We start from the raw sequence: 15103 nt of genomic DNA, 5'->3' as shown, positions 1-15103 counted from the left end.
AAATCCCTTTTATAATTCTAAGAAGTTTTGAATAAGCTTCGCGCCCGCTTTTGAAGAACGCTCAGGGTGGAATTGCACGCCGTAGTAGTTACCGCTTTGTACTGCTGCTGTGAACGGGTTACCGTACTCACATTCCGCAATCGTGTAATCCCCAACAGGCATTGCAAAGCTGTGCACGAAGTAGAAGTGCTCACCTTCTTCAATATCTTTGAAAAGTGGATTACCTGCTTTTGCTGACACCGTGTTCCAACCCATATGCGGCAGCGGCAAATCGCCAGTTTGTAGTAGCTTCACTTCGCCATCACAAAGTCCAAGACACTCAACCAAATCGTCGGCTTTCTGCCCTTTCTCTTGAGACACTTTGCCCAACAGTTGCATGCCTAAACAGATACCTAGTAATGGCTTTTCTACCTGTTTTACCAAGCTGATCAGATCGCGCTCTTCTAGGTTCTTCATCGCTTCGCTGGCGGTTCCCACACCCGGTAGGAATAGCTTGTCTGCCGATAATACGACTTGCGGATCTTTTGAAATCGTTACGTCATAGCCTAGACGTTCAATGGCAAACTTCACCGAAGAAACGTTGGCACAGCCAGTATCGATAATGACAACTTTCTGTTCTGTCACTGTTTTTCTCCTTGCTAACGTTAGCCTTAAAGCACGCCTTTACTACTTGGTAGCTCAGTGCCTTCTACTTTGATTGCTTGGCGCAAAGTACGGCCAAACGCTTTAAATAGGCTTTCAATGATGTGGTGATCATTGTTGCCCGCAGAAGAAAGGTGCAACGTACATGCTAATGTGTCAGTCAGAGAGCGGAAGAAGTGAACCACCATCTCTGTTGAAAGATCACCCACTTGCTCACGACTAAACTGCGAGTCGAACTTAAGATAAGGACGACCTGATAGGTCTAGTGCGCATTGCGCCAAACACTCATCCATTGGCAGGCTGAAACCAAAGCGACCAATACCACGTTTATCACCCAGTGCTTCTTTCAACGCCTGACCCAAAGCAAGAGCGGTATCTTCTACCGTGTGGTGATCATCAATGTGCAGGTCACCTTCTACTTTGCACACCATCTGGAACCCGCCGTGTGTCGCGATTTGATCCAGCATGTGGTCGAAGAAGCCAAGACCAGTAGAGATGTCATTGCCGCCTTGTTCGTCAAGATTAACGAATACTTTGATGTCCGTTTCTTTTGTGGTGCGAACCACTTCAGCAACGCGTGCCTTCACCGTGAGATCTTTCAGGATCTGTTTCCAACCCATGGTTTCTGGGTTGTATTGAATGCCACGAATTGCCATGTTTTCTGCAAGTTGAAGATCAGTTTGACGATCGCCAATCACAACAGAATTTTGGAAATCCACTTTGCCACCTTGAAGGTACTCTTTTACCAAGCCCAATTTAGGCTTACGGCAAGAGCAGTTATCTTCATCAAAGTGAGGACAAATCAGCACATCATCAAACTTCACACCTTGAGATTCAAAGATCTCCATCATCATGTTGTGTGGTGCATCAAAATCTTCTTGTGGGTAGCTGTCGGTACCCAAACCATCTTGGTTCGTGACCATCACTAGACGGTATCCTGCATCCTGCAACGACAACAGGCTTGGGATAACAAATGGCTCTAGCTTTAGTTTGTCTAAACGGTCTACTTGAAAATCAATCGGCGGCTCGACAATTAAGGTGCCATCACGATCAATAAAAAGGATTTTTTGTTGTTTGCTCACTCGAACTTCCTTATTGCTATTCTTTTGGCGCTCCCGCTATTGAGCGAGAGCGATAAATTCTGTCTCTATTTATGCGTAGTAGTTTCTGATAAATCCAAGCGTTTTTTCGCACTCGTCACGGTTACCCACACTGATACGCACACAATTTTCAATTGGCGAGTTACGCAAAATAATGCCCGTATCCCAAGCCGCTTTGAAAAGGTCATCGCCATCTGGGAATTTCACCAATAGGTAGTTCCCCCACCCTTCAAACACTTCCAAGCCCGGAATCATTGAAAGGCCAACTTGCAAGTAAGCACGGTTTGCATTCAGATCGAGAACTTGGAACTTCGCTCGTGCTAAACCAGCTTCCGAAAGCGCCTGAGTCGCAATTTCTGCCACTGGAACTGGGACTGGGTAAGGTGCGATAACTTTAAGAAGTACATTAATCAGCTCTTCGTTCGCAAGCGTAAATCCACAACGCAGACCTGCAAGCGCAAAAGCTTTCGATAGAGTACGCAGAATCGCAAGATTCGGGTATTGCGCCAGTAGGTCTACCGTTGACGCTTCTGGACAAAAATCGATGTACGCTTCATCCATCACCACGATTGCACGGTCTTTTGTCATCTCAAGCAGAGACACAATGTCTTCACGCTTAACCAAGTTACCCGTTGGGTTGTTTGGCGAACATACAAAAACCAGCTTCACGTTATCCAGATTAGCTTCGATGCCTGCAAGATCGAGTTGCCAATCTGACGTTAGCGGCACGGTTTTACGCTCTACACCGATGGTTTCGGCACTGATGGCGTACATACCGTAAGTCGGTGGACAGTACAGAATCGCATCTTCACCCGGCTCACAAAAAGCACGAATCAGTAGTTCAATACCTTCATCTGCTCCGCGAGACGTTAGTGTTTGCTCTGGTTTCACACCCGCATAGGCTGCGTAAGCAGAAATCAGTTCTTTAGGCTGACATTCGCTGTAACGATTAAGACGAGCGAAGTCTGTTTTGTATTCATTATTGAATGGTGATTCGTTGGCGTTTAGCCATACGTCACCGGTACCACCAATTCGACGAGCCGACATATAAGGGGTAAGTTGTTGGACTTGTTTGCGCGCTAGCTTTTCCATCTCAATATCCTCTTACTTAGCTGCCAGTTTTTCTACGCGAATGGTCACTGCACGTTTGTGTGCATCCAGACCTTCTGCTTCCGCCATGGTGACCACCGTTGGTGCAAGGTTCTTTAGACCATCAGCAGACAGCTCTTGAACCGTCATACGTTTCGAAAAGTCCGCTAAGCCTAAGCTTGAATACGTGCGTGTGTAACCGTAAGTAGGAAGAACGTGGTTAGTGCCCGATGCATAATCACCTGCTGATTCAGGCGACCAATCACCTAGGAAGATAGAACCTGCGTTATCTAATAGAGGTAGAAGCTCACGAGGGTTCTTAGTCTGAACAATCAAGTGCTCAGGACCGTAGTAATTGGAAATAGAAACTGACTGCGTCATCGACTCAGAAATAATGATCAAGCTTGATGCCAGAGCCTTTTCTGCGATGTCTGCACGAGATAGCTCCTTAAGCTGACGTTGAACCACATCCGTCACTTGATCAGCAATCACAGGAGAAGGAGTCACAAGTACCACTTGAGAATCAGGACCGTGTTCCGCTTGGCTCAAAAGATCCGCAGCGATAAAGTCTGCATCTGCGGTTTCATCGGCAATTACAAGAACTTCTGATGGACCTGCTGGCATATCAATCGCAGCACCACGGAAATCATTACTTACCTGACGTTTTGCTTCGGTCACGTAAGCGTTGCCCGGACCAAAGATCTTATCTACTTTCGATACAGTCTCGGTGCCATAAGCCATTGCAGCAACTGCTTGGCCACCACCGACGTTGTACACTTCATCAATGCCACACAGTTTCGCGACATAAAGGATCTCATCAGCGATTGGCGGTGGAGAACAAAGAACGACTTTACGACAACCTGCAATTTTTGCAGGAACGCCGAGCATCAAAACAGTCGATGGCAAAGGCGCACTGCCACCAGGAATGTACAAACCCACTTTTTGAATTGGACGTGTTACTTGTTCACAAAGGACACCTGGCTGCGTTTCCACCTTGATCGGTTGCGGCTTTTGCGCTTTGTGGAACTTAGAAATATTGGCGTAAGCTTGCTCTAGTGCGCTCTTCATTGACTCTGACAAACGCTCTGACGCTGCCTTAATTTCCTGAGAAGAAACACGAATGGATTCAGGCTTAACACGGTCAAACTTTTCGGTCAGCTCAATAAGAGCAGAGTCACCTTCTTCTCGAACTTTAGCAATAACTTCGGCCACAGCAGTGGTGATATTGGCACCTTCTGCAATAGCAGGGCGCTCCAAAATAGAGTCTTGCTGATTCTCACTTAATGATTGCCAAACGACTGTTCTCATGATGCTTACTCCATCATTTTTTCAATTGGTAGAACAAGAATTGAACTTGCGCCCAACTCTTTCAGCTGTTCCATTGTTTCCCAGAACAGGTTTTCAGAACTCACCAAGTGAACAGCCATTTTCTGCTTATCTGCAGAAAGAGGAAGAACAGTTGGGTCTTCAGCACCTGGCAGTAGTGCTTTAATTTGATCTAACTTCTCTGCTGGGGCGTGAAGCATAATGTACTTAGATTCTTTCGCTTGCTGCACGCCTTGCATGCGAGTTAACAGCTTTTCGATTAGCGCCACTTTGTCTGCGTCGAACTCACCTGTGCGTTGAATCAATGTCGCTTTTGATTTGAAGATAATTTCAGCTTCTTTAAGGCCGTTCGCTTCCAGTGTTGCACCTGTAGAAACCAAATCAGCGATAGCATCAGCGAGACCCGCGCGAGGCGCAACTTCTACAGAGCCTGTCAGCATACATGTAGAGAATGGAACGCCGGCTTCATCCATGTACGCTTTTAGAAGTTGAGGATACGTTGTAGCAATACGCTTGCCAGCTAAGTCTTGTGGACCGTTGTACTCTTCGTCCTTGTCGATTGCGATAGATAAACGACAGCCACCAAAATCAAGTCGACGAAGCTGAACAAACTCGCAGGGTTCACCTAATGCTTTGCGGTCAAGGCGAACTTCTTCTAGTTCATTTTCGCCAATAAAGCCAAGGTCAACCACGCCATCCATAATTAAACCTGGGATGTCGTCGTCACGAACCAAGAGTAAATCAATTGGCATATTTTCAGAATGGACAACTAAACGCTCGCCCATTACGTTGAACTTTACGCCGCACTGTTTTAGTAGAGCTTGACTCTCTTTGCTAAGACGACCTTTTTTCTGAATTGCGATTCTTAAACGTTGTGTTTGCATTGCTTTGTCCCTATGCAAGATTTTGATATCTAAGTATTTTTCAAACTAATAAAACTAAAAAACCCTCGGGAGATTGAAGTCTCCCGAGGGTTTAAAATCTGCTTTTACTTTGATTTTACCTCCGGGAGTTTCCTGCCTCCCGGGTATGCGTACATCGCCCGAAAGACTAGATTGGGTGATGATGGTGATGAATGTTCATTACAAAATTACGCATACTTATTTAAGGCTCTTTTTGAGTTACTTTGTTAGTAACCACACTAACTAAGGATTCTATATTTTTCAATACTCAATTGAATATTTTCTAAATATTTTTCACAAGACATTGATTTAAATGAAATTAAATTCTTTTCCATATTGAATACTCTGGTAGAAAGAACACCTCCAATCAGCTCTACTCTGACGAAGAAAACGAAGAATAGTATGAATATCCACCAAATCAACTATTTAGACCGTACCCAACCCACTAATTGACACTTTTCTCAATAAAGAGACAGCAACTCACGTTTGAGACAATTCATTCAAAACTATTATTAGAGCGGGGCAAAAAATAGTGATTAACAATGAAACTGCGTAACGGTAGTAATAAACAAGCTGTAGATTTCGACGATACGGCACTATACCCGTTGATCGGCAATAGTGCCTGTATCCAAGAACTTCGTACTGCAATACAAAAGTACGCTCAATGTGATGCTGAAGTCCTCATTCAGGGTGAAACTGGTGTTGGGAAAGGTCTTTGCGCTCGCCTTATTCATCAATTGTCGAACAGACACTCAGCACCTTTTGTGGAAGTCAACTGTGGAGCCATTCCAAGTGGTCTTATTGCATCCGAGCTTTTCGGCCATGAAAAAGGAGCATTTACAGGCGCAATCTCAGAGCGTATAGGTTTTATTCAAAAGGCACATAAAGGCACCCTATTTCTTGATGAAATTGGTGACATGCCACCAGACCTACAAATCCACCTCCTTCACTTTTTGGAGAGTAAACAAATCCATAAAGTCGGAGCGGATAAATTCATTGACGTGGACTGTAGGGTCATTGCAGCAAGCCACGTGGATTTGAAAAATGAGGTCGTACAAGGAGGATTTCGTGAAGATCTATTCTATCGGCTTAATATATTGCCATTAACTATCCCTCCACTGAGAAAGCGTGGAAAAGACATTATTATTTTATCTGAACACTTCCTAGCAGATCTGTCTCATGGTCAGGTACAAAAAATGTCTGATAAGGTAAAAGCCAAGCTCCTCAAACATCGTTGGCCAGGCAACGTAAGAGAACTGCGGAATGTCATCCAACGAGCAATTGTCATGTGTGAAGATCACACGCTTCTCGTCGCTGACTTGGGCCTTGATAACAATGAGAGGCAATTGCTCCCTTCTGTGGACCAAATTGATCTCGACTACCTACTGCAAGCTATCGAAGAAAATAAACACAATATGAGTGCGGCTGCACGTCACCTCGGCATTTCAAGAACAACGCTTTATCGATTAATAAAGAAATACAACTTAAATGTTTAAATACTGTATAGGTGTAACGTAACACTGTGTAACAGGTAACTCTTTAGATATCATTTAGTTAACTCTGCATCGCAACCATGCGTATTTTGCTGTATTAAAAATCAAAAGCTTAAAATGGGCATAGTCTTTGCTTAGAACTAAGAAGAAGATGGATTGCTTTTTCATTACAGCCCATCAAGGAGAGCTCGGTACACAAACAATTCGCTCTTAACACGAGACTTTTATCCCCAAAAACGCGATTGCCCCCCTCACCTAAGTCGCGTTAAAAAAAAGCTCCGCTAAATTAGCGGAGCTTCCCTCTGTAACGAATCTATTCAAAACAACTTACGCACTCTGGCAAGACGCTATTTTAGACTTTGAAAGCCATGACAAAATAGCGCAAACGATAACGAATGTTATCGACGCTGCAATGAACGAGAACGCAATTGAAGCAGTCATACCAAGGGCAATAAAGCCGACGCATGAAACAAGCGCGACTGATAATGCATAAGGTAACTGTGTTGATACGTGGTCAATGTGGTTACAACGTGCACCCGTCGATGACAGGATAGTCGTATCTGAGATTGGTGAACAATGGTCACCGAATACCGCACCAGCTAAAACCGCACTCAGCATCGGTAGCATTAGCACTACGTCTGTTGCACCAGCCATGTCTCCAGCGATTGGAAGCATGATGCCGAACGTACCCCATGAAGTACCTGTTGAGAACGCCATTAGGCCAGACAACAAGAATAGGATAACTGGTAGCCAGTGCGGGTTAATGTTGCCCTGCGCCATTGTCGAAAGGTAAGTACCAGTCTTCATATCACCGATAACAGAGCCAATGGTCCAGGCAAATACTAAGATTAGAATCGCACCAAACATAGACTTAGCACCAATCCAAAGTGTACGTGCGATCTCAGCCATTGGTAGACCTTGCTTCACAACAGTAAACAGTGCAACTGCTAAGCCAAGCAAGCTACCGTAGATTAGTGATGTACCTACATCTGTATTTTCAAAAGCACCAAGAAGCGCAAACTCCTTACCATCAGCAGCCAATGCTTGGCCACCCGTGTAAAGCATTGAAGCGATAGTCGCGATAATCAGCGTCACGATAGGAAGTATCAAATCTGACACTTTACCCTTTTCACTTTCACGGATATCTAGCTCTTCATTTAGGTCATGCGCTTCTTGCGAGTCATTTTCTTTGTCTTTATCAAAGCCACGACCTTGCGATGCAGAGATCTCATGCTCACGCATTTTACCAATATCAAGACCAAACCACGCAACAGCGAACACCATTAGCAGCGCAAAAACGGCGTAGAAGTTCATTGGGATAAGACGAACATATGCGCCAAGAGCCGAATACTCTGTGATCCCATGTGAGACTAAGATCCCGCCAATAATAGTAATAATGTAAGCACCCCAGCTAGAAGCAGGCATAATTACACACATTGGAGCAGCGGTTGAGTCTAGAATGTACGCAAGCTTAGCGCGAGACACATAAAAGCGATCGGTTACTGGGCGAGAGATCGCACCAACAGCAAGGCTATTAAAGTAATCATCGACAAAAATGAATACGCCTAAAAAGGCGGCAAGAAGTTTGGAGCCGCGTTTACTCTTAACTCGAGATTGTGCCCATTCAGCAAAAGCACGAGTACCGCCAGATAACGTTAATAAAGCTGTTGTCATACCTAATAAGATTAGGAAGCCAACAATGCTCATGTTCCAAGTGTTAATTCCGCCATCTTCAATAAAGACAGAAGAAACTTGAGAACTGACGTAACCTGCGGTGTCGCTGATAGACCAGCTATTAAGTAGCACCGCACCTAGCACGATACCTACACCCAAGGAAACTAATACACGTCGAGTCAAAATCGCCAAAGTCAAAGCGACAATAGGTGGCAATAATGAAACAGGAGAACTAGAAAAATCTATTAAATTCATGATCTTCAAAAACCAAAGTTTGGCTAGAGATCTACTGCAGACAAGTCACGTAGCATACGATACGTGCTCATGTTGAACTTAGCGACAGGGAAGCGAACACTCCACCCAACCCTACAGTAGCGCTCCATAGTTTAATGTGAATATATACTATGGCAGTGTTGTTCCTTTCAGATACAACCCCAGCAAGTAACTTTGATGAGTTACTTACTTCGGCAATCTTCGCCTTCCACTATTATTCATTGGCATCACCCCAATAATAGCTACTCTTCGAGACCGCGCCTCTACGGCAACAACAAACAATTAACCACTAACTGTACAAATTAACAACAAATTGTCTGCAATATTGCATCAGGTGGCAGCCATTGTACTTATGATGAGAGTCAATGCAACACATCAAACTAAATTAAACAAATAAATAATGGCTGAGATAATTTATAAACCTTGCCTACTTCCATAAGTTTTGTGCAACTGAAATCACATCAATCATGTTATTTATGAAACATTATTACTACCTTAGAAATATCATGGTTTATCTTATATCAATAAATTAAGGATATATGACACACCATTAAAGATGGATGCTTCATATTTTTAAGTAATAACTCAAATTTTTTTATAAAAAACCAAGCTGTCACTCTCTCTATACAATAATGATTGTTGATTTTAGTTCTCATCTAATAATGATTTATTTCGAGTGTAATAATATTAATTGCTTTAAAAAATAGTCAAATTTAAACAAAATTTTGATTTAGCATTTGCACATAAGGAAAAGATAAAGTTAAATATAAGGACTCTTTGTTTATTTATAGATTGGCATTATTTAATCGTAACGATAAAAAGTGCCCAACACATTAACCTTTTAATAGGAATCGTTATGTCAGAGCTGACTAAAACCCTTCTAAATATCCGTAGCCTTCGTGCATTTTCTCGTGAGCTGACTCTAGAACAATTGGAAGAAGCTCTAGATAAACTCACTACTGTCGTAGATGAGCGTCGTGAAGCAGAAGAAGCAGAACGCGCAGCACAAGCAGAGCAAGAAGCTAAGCTTGCAGAGATTGCTGAGAAAATCGCTCAAGACGGTATTGATGTAGAAGCACTTATTACTGCGCTATCTGGCGAAACTAAGACGAAAGGCAAAGCGAAGCGCGCACCTCGCCCTGCTAAATACAAATACACAGATTCAAACGGTAATGAGAAAACTTGGACTGGCCAAGGTCGTACACCTTCGGCGATTCAAGAGCAACTTGATGCAGGTAAATCTCTGGATGAGTTCCTAATCTAGATCCGTGCTATTTTTAAAAGGCTCCCATAGGGAGCCTTTTTTATTTAAACCATTACAAATAAAAAAGGCACATTTCTTAATGTGCCTTTTACTTTAGTTACAGAATAGTTAATTAAACTGCTTCGTATTAACGTTCCCAGTATGCTTCTTCTAGGCTATCTTCTCGCTCAGGAAGTCCGCGCGACAATCGTGGTGAATGTTGCACGAGAACTTCGTAGCTCGCGCGGTTTGCGTATTTGCAGACTTGAGAAAAAGAAGAGTAAGTTAAATACTCGTTACTGTGCTTGCTTGAATTAGGCACATTTTCTTTATGGTATTTATTTGCTGCCATATCATGAAGAACAGCAGATAACGCGGCATCACCTGCGCCATTTGTATTCTTAATTTTTTCTGGGCCACCCATATATGGCGAGATATGCGAGTACACTTTTATTGGCGTCTCGCATGAGTCTTTTTTCGCCGGACGACTAAATTCATAACGATTAAATTCAGCAATTGACCCTGGAAGTAATGGCAAAGAAGTTTCGCGCTTCGCGCTATCTTCCGTATACCCAGCCATAAATAGACCTACAGGACCCGCCGTGCACAATACTAGATCAGCCCACTCCAATGTTTTGTCAGACGCAGCAAGTGGATCAGATTCCCCCGTCAGAGCTTCTGCTTCATCTTCATTCATCGCAACGACAGAAACGTTATCTCGAATGAATTCTTGCCAATATTTAGGATCATCTTGAATAACAAACTTTGTGCCTAGAGTCAGAACAACAGGCACATCATTCTTTTTCGCGTACTCAATCGCTTTCATTGTTGCTTCCGGCATTGGGTCGCCGTCTTTGCAACGTACTAGATATGACGTCAGTACAAGTGCTGATGCATTTTTAAAGATTTTCTCTGGAATGCTATCAGGATGGAGTTGGTTCATTTGCCCTTCGCTGATAGCAAAAGTACGTTCACCGTCTTCTGTGATAAGAGCAAAGCAACGGCCAATTGCACCATCTACACCTTGTAGGTAGTTCAAATCCATGCGGCTTGATGTATTACAAAGATAACGGTAACCGTAGCTGCCAATCTTAATATCCTGGCTCATCACTCCAAGTAGTGTGGAGCGGTCATCCGCTAGCACGGAGTAGTTATGTAGCGTGTTACCAATTGTACCGCCCGCATACTCATTGGTAATCAAGTTCTCTTCTTTCAGTTGCTGGTATAACTCTTCTGCTCTTTCGTCATCGATAACCAGAGAGTGACCTTTACTCAGACCGTACTTTTCAATCACATCCGTTGTAACTTTTGCTTCAATATCAACCAAGGTTTGGTCAATACCAATGATGTGAGTGCGCGTCATCTTCTTGCTTTCTTGTGCTTGGCTCACCAGCGGGTCACGAGCATGAACAGGAAAATAGTGCTTCGATTTGCGTTGTCCAGGAAATTTCATATTGTCAGTCTGAGTAAGGGGATGAAAAGGAGAACGGATTCTATACCGCTAATAATAAAGCAGCAATAAAAGCGATTATAGCAAACGTTTGCTGACTACTTTTTTCTTTTAGGTGGCTTATTCACCTTCCATAAAGCTGAGATCTGGTAGTTGCTCAAGGTGCTCGCTATAACGCTTTAGGTTGAACTCACCTTCATTCTTCATCACATCAAAAATCTCAATTGACATCGCACATGCCATCATCGCAACCGCATCTTCACGTGGTGTGCCAGTCATCATTAAACGCATAAGGGTTTCTTTTACTTTAAGCGGGTTACCATCTTCGAGCTGATTTTCAACAATTTCAATCAACTCACTTTCTTGCATAAATTGGTTTTCTTCTGTCATTTGGTGTTTCCTCTTGGATTTTGGCCAACTATGCCATATATACCTCTTCTATACTTGCGAAATTACTCGTTCGAATCTTTGTTGAAGAAAAATCCAGCGAAACGAATTGTGATTTCGATCTCGGATCTGTCACCGGTCTGTGGATTCTGATAGAATCTGCATCCCGTTTATTTAAGTGGTGTTTAGTAATGTCTGATAACAGTCAAAAGAAAGTCATCGTCGGTATGTCCGGCGGCGTTGATTCATCTGTTTCCGCGTATCTTCTAAAGCAGCAAGGCTACCAAGTAGAAGGCCTTTTCATGAAGAACTGGGAAGAAGATGACAACGAAGAATATTGTACAGCGGCAGAAGATCTTGCTGACGCTCAGGCAGTATGTGACAAGCTAGGCATCCACCTACACACTATCAACTTTGCTGCCGAATACTGGGATAACGTATTTGAGTACTTCCTTGCTGAATACAAAGCTGGCCGTACTCCGAACCCTGACATTCTTTGTAACAAAGAAATCAAGTTCAAAGCATTCCTAGAATTCGCTGATGAAGTACTTGATGCTGATTACATTGCAATGGGCCACTATGTGCGTCGCTCTTTCCCAGAAAACGGTGAAAAACCACAGATGCTACGTGGTCTAGATGGCAACAAAGATCAAAGCTACTTCCTGTACACATTAAGCAACGAGCAAATTGCGCGTAGCCTATTCCCTGTTGGTGACCTAGAGAAACCAGAAGTACGCCGCATTGCGGAAGAACAAGACCTAATTACTGCTAAGAAGAAAGATTCAACTGGTATTTGTTTCATCGGTGAACGCAAGTTTACGGAATTCCTAGGTCGCTACCTTCCAGCTCAGCCTGGTAATATCGAGACTCCAGAAGGCGAAGTGATTGGTCAACACCAAGGCCTGATGTACCACACACTTGGTCAGCGTAAAGGTCTACACATCGGTGGCCGTAAAGGCGGCGGTGGTAACGAGGCCCCATGGTTCGTTGGTGAGAAAGATCTAGAACGTAACGTTTTGATTGCCGTTCAAGGTAAAGACCATCCAATGTTGAAATCAGAAGGTCTACTTGCATCACAACTTCACTGGGTAGATCGTGAGCCAATTCGCGATGTTATGAAGTGCACAGTGAAAACTCGTTACCGTCAGGAAGATATTCCTTGTACAATCATCCCTATCGATGATGAAAACATTAAAGTTATCTTTGACGAGCCACAAATTGCTGTAACTCCAGGTCAATCAGCAGTGTTCTACGAAGGTGACGTGTGCCTAGGTGGCGGCATCATCGAGCAACGCATTAAATATTCTCAAGCTTAGGAGTCGTTACGTGGCGAATACTCTTTATGACCGTACTATCGCTTTCGCTGGGATTTGCCAAGCTGTTGCTTTAGTTCAACAGGTAGCGAGAAACGGACATTGTGATCAAGATGCTTTTGAAACATCAATCAACGCTATTTTGAGCACGAACCCTGCTAACACAGTTGGCGTATTCGGTCGCGAAGCCGATCTAAAGCTCGGCCTAGAATGCTTGGTTAAAGGGATTGATAACACACCATCAGGCAGTGAAATTACTCGTTACATTATTAGTTTAATGGCGTTAGAGCGTAAGTTAAGCTCTCGTAACGATGCTATGTCTCAGCTTGGTGATCGTATTCAAATGGCCAAGCGTCAGTCAGAGCACTTTGAGCTACTAGACGATCAAATGATCAGCAATTTAGCGAGCATCTATCTGGATGTCGTTAGCCCTATTGGCCCACGCATTCAAGTAACGGGCACGCCATCTGTACTGCAGCAGACGGCAAGCCAACACAAAGTTCGTGCGCTGTTGTTATCTGGCATTCGTAGTGCAGTTCTTTGGCGTCAAGTTGGTGGTAAGCGTCGCCACCTAATCTTCGGGCGCAAGAAGATGGTAGAGCAAGCACAAATCCTTCTTGCTCGTCTGTAGTAAAATATCAAATAAGCAGCTCGCGTTTATCGCGAGCTCATTTTTTTCGACTAAAACAAATCTCGCGCAAACGTTTGCGCAATATTCGTGACAATTGCCACAGTTATTGGTATAAAGCTCACGAAATTTAGAAACCCAATTCAGGAGAACATCATGGAACTGTCAGCATTGACTGCTGTTTCACCAGTAGACGGCCGTTACGGAAGCAAGACAATTGCGTTACGCGAAATTTTCAGTGAATACGGTCTACTAAAGTACCGTACTATCGTTGAAATCCGCTGGCTACAAAAGCTTGCTGCTACTGCTGAAATTGCAGAAGTGCCAGCGTTTAGCGCAGAAGCAAACCAATTCCTAGACGACCTTGCTGCAAACTTCTCTGAAGAAGATGCACGCCGTATCAAAGAGATCGAGCGTACAACTAACCACGACGTAAAAGCGGTTGAGTACTTCCTAAAAGAGAAAGTAGCAGACGTTCCTGAACTGCACGCAGTAAACGAGTTCTTCCACTTCGCATGTACTTCTGAAGACATCAACAACACATCACACGCTCTAATGCTTAAAGAAGCGCGTGAGAACGTGATTCTTCCAGAAATCCGTAACCTAATCGACGCTATCAAAGCACTAGCAGTGGAATACCGCGACATTCCTCTTCTATCTCGTACACACGGTCAGCCTGCTTCTCCATCTACTATGGGTAAAGAAATGGCAAACGTGGCGTACCGTATGGAGCGTCAATTCAAGCAAATCGAAAACGTTGAGATCCTAGCGAAAATCAACGGTGCAGTAGGTAACTACAACGCACACCTTTCTGCTTACCCAGAGCTAGATTGGCACAAGTTCTCTGAAGAGTTCATCACAGAGTCTCTAGGCGTAACTTGGAACCCTTACACAACTCAAATCGAACCGCACGATTACATCGCTGAGCTGTTCGACGCTATCGCTCGTTTCAACACTATCCTGATTGACTTCGACCGTGACGTTTGGGGTTACATTGCACTAGGCCACTTCAAGCAAAAAACTATTGCTGGTGAGATCGGTTCTTCAACAATGCCTCACAAAGTTAACCCAATCGACTTTGAAAACTCAGAAGGTAACCTAGGTCTTGCGAACGCTGTATTCGGCCACCTAGCACAGAAACTGCCTATCTCTCGTTGGCAACGTGACCTAACTGACTCAACGGTTCTACGTAACCTTGGTGTTGGTGTTGGCTACGCTATCATCGCTTACACTTCTACGCTTAAAGGCATCAGCAAGCTAGAAGTAAACCGTGAAGCGCTTCTTGCTGAACTAGACAAGAACTGGGAAGTACTAGCTGAGCCAGTACAAACAGTTATGCGTCGTTACGGCATCGAGAAGCCATACGAGAAGCTGAAAGAGCTAACTCGTGGTAAGCGTGTAGACGGCGAAGCAATGCGTAACTTCATCGACGGTCTTGAGCTTCCTGAGCACGAGAAAGCACGTCTGAAAGAGATGACGCCAGCGAACTATATCGGTCAAGCAATCGAGCTGACAGATAAGCTGTAATCCTCCTGTAACGACCAGATACCTAAAAGGTTGACGCGAAAGCGTCAACCTTTTTT

13 protein-coding genes, 1 riboswitch and 1 other annotated feature are annotated in these 15103 nt (G+C 43.9%); of the genes, 5 read left to right on the top strand and 8 right to left on the bottom strand.

The annotated features are described in order from the left end of the window. Positions 1-9 precede the first annotated feature (9 nt). The 5 genes from hisH to hisG all read right to left on the bottom strand — a co-directional run bounded on the left by hisH (position 10) and on the right by hisG (position 5041). Complete coding sequence (hisH, locus tag R7P67_RS07795; protein WP_262652509.1) at positions 10-624, bottom strand: imidazole glycerol phosphate synthase subunit HisH; 615 nt, start codon at positions 622-624, stop codon at positions 10-12. Between the two features lie 26 nt (positions 625-650). After that, positions 651-1724 (bottom strand): bifunctional histidinol-phosphatase/imidazoleglycerol-phosphate dehydratase HisB, encoded by a 1074-nt coding sequence (hisB, locus tag R7P67_RS07790; RefSeq protein ID WP_262652511.1) that lies wholly within the window; start codon positions 1722-1724, stop codon positions 651-653. Positions 1725-1793: 69 nt separating this feature from the next. Next, positions 1794-2834: a histidinol-phosphate transaminase gene (gene hisC / locus R7P67_RS07785; RefSeq protein WP_017634689.1), complete on the bottom strand. Its 1041-nt coding sequence runs from the start codon at positions 2832-2834 to the stop codon at positions 1794-1796. A 12-nt stretch (positions 2835-2846) separates the two neighbouring features. Continuing rightward, a complete protein-coding gene (hisD, locus tag R7P67_RS07780) occupies positions 2847-4139 on the bottom strand; it encodes a histidinol dehydrogenase (protein WP_017821714.1) in 1293 nt (430 codons plus the stop codon). Between the two features lie 5 nt (positions 4140-4144). Beyond that, positions 4145-5041: an ATP phosphoribosyltransferase gene (hisG, locus tag R7P67_RS07775; RefSeq protein WP_005378180.1), complete on the bottom strand. Its 897-nt coding sequence runs from the start codon at positions 5039-5041 to the stop codon at positions 4145-4147. 53 nt (positions 5042-5094) lie between these two features. Then, positions 5095-5232, bottom strand: a sequence feature (His leader region). A gap of 369 nt (positions 5233-5601) precedes the next feature. Here hisG and R7P67_RS07770 point away from each other — a divergent pair. Then, the gene (locus tag R7P67_RS07770) at positions 5602-6555 is read left to right on the top strand and encodes a sigma-54 interaction domain-containing protein (RefSeq protein WP_005388056.1); all 954 of its coding nucleotides are present in this window, start codon (positions 5602-5604) and stop codon (positions 6553-6555) included. A gap of 324 nt (positions 6556-6879) precedes the next feature. On the opposite strand, the gene tet(35) is transcribed toward R7P67_RS07770, so the two are convergent. Next, a complete protein-coding gene (tet(35), locus tag R7P67_RS07765) occupies positions 6880-8481 on the bottom strand; it encodes a tetracycline efflux Na+/H+ antiporter family transporter Tet(35) (protein ID WP_262652512.1) in 1602 nt (533 codons plus the stop codon). Between the two features lie 109 nt (positions 8482-8590). Then, a riboswitch (Lysine riboswitch) is annotated at positions 8591-8773 on the bottom strand. Between the two features lie 582 nt (positions 8774-9355). On the opposite strand from tet(35), the gene R7P67_RS07760 reads away from it, so the two are divergent. After that, entirely contained in the window at positions 9356-9763 is a 408-nt protein-coding gene (locus R7P67_RS07760; protein ID WP_005378185.1) for an H-NS family nucleoid-associated regulatory protein, read from the top strand. 127 nt (positions 9764-9890) lie between these two features. Here R7P67_RS07760 and R7P67_RS07755 read toward each other — a convergent pair whose 3' ends face one another. After that, positions 9891-11195 carry an inosine/guanosine kinase gene (locus R7P67_RS07755; RefSeq protein ID WP_005378187.1) on the bottom strand — a complete coding sequence of 435 codons (1305 nt, stop codon included), beginning with the start codon at positions 11193-11195 and terminating at the stop codon, positions 9891-9893. Positions 11196-11312: 117 nt separating this feature from the next. Beyond that, the gene (locus R7P67_RS07750) at positions 11313-11582 is read right to left on the bottom strand and encodes a hypothetical protein (RefSeq protein ID WP_005378190.1); all 270 of its coding nucleotides are present in this window, start codon (positions 11580-11582) and stop codon (positions 11313-11315) included. A 188-nt stretch (positions 11583-11770) separates the two neighbouring features. Here R7P67_RS07750 and mnmA point away from each other — a divergent pair, with 188 nt between their 5' ends. The 3 genes from mnmA (at position 11771) to purB (ending at position 15047) form a co-directional block, all read left to right on the top strand. Beyond that, positions 11771-12895, top strand: a complete 1125-nt coding sequence (gene mnmA, locus R7P67_RS07745) for a tRNA 2-thiouridine(34) synthase MnmA (protein WP_262652514.1) — start codon at positions 11771-11773, stop codon at positions 12893-12895. A 10-nt stretch (positions 12896-12905) separates the two neighbouring features. Beyond that, positions 12906-13523 (top strand): high frequency lysogenization protein HflD, encoded by a 618-nt coding sequence (gene hflD / locus R7P67_RS07740; RefSeq protein ID WP_262639272.1) that lies wholly within the window; start codon positions 12906-12908, stop codon positions 13521-13523. 153 nt (positions 13524-13676) lie between these two features. Then, positions 13677-15047: an adenylosuccinate lyase gene (purB, locus tag R7P67_RS07735; RefSeq protein WP_005378198.1), complete on the top strand. Its 1371-nt coding sequence runs from the start codon at positions 13677-13679 to the stop codon at positions 15045-15047. Positions 15048-15103 lie beyond the last annotated feature (56 nt).

The sequence above is a fragment of the Vibrio sp. Vb0937 genome, assembly GCF_033338855.1.
The sequence above is the reverse complement of the archived record's forward strand: the minus strand, read 5'-3'. Positions and strand labels throughout refer to the sequence as shown.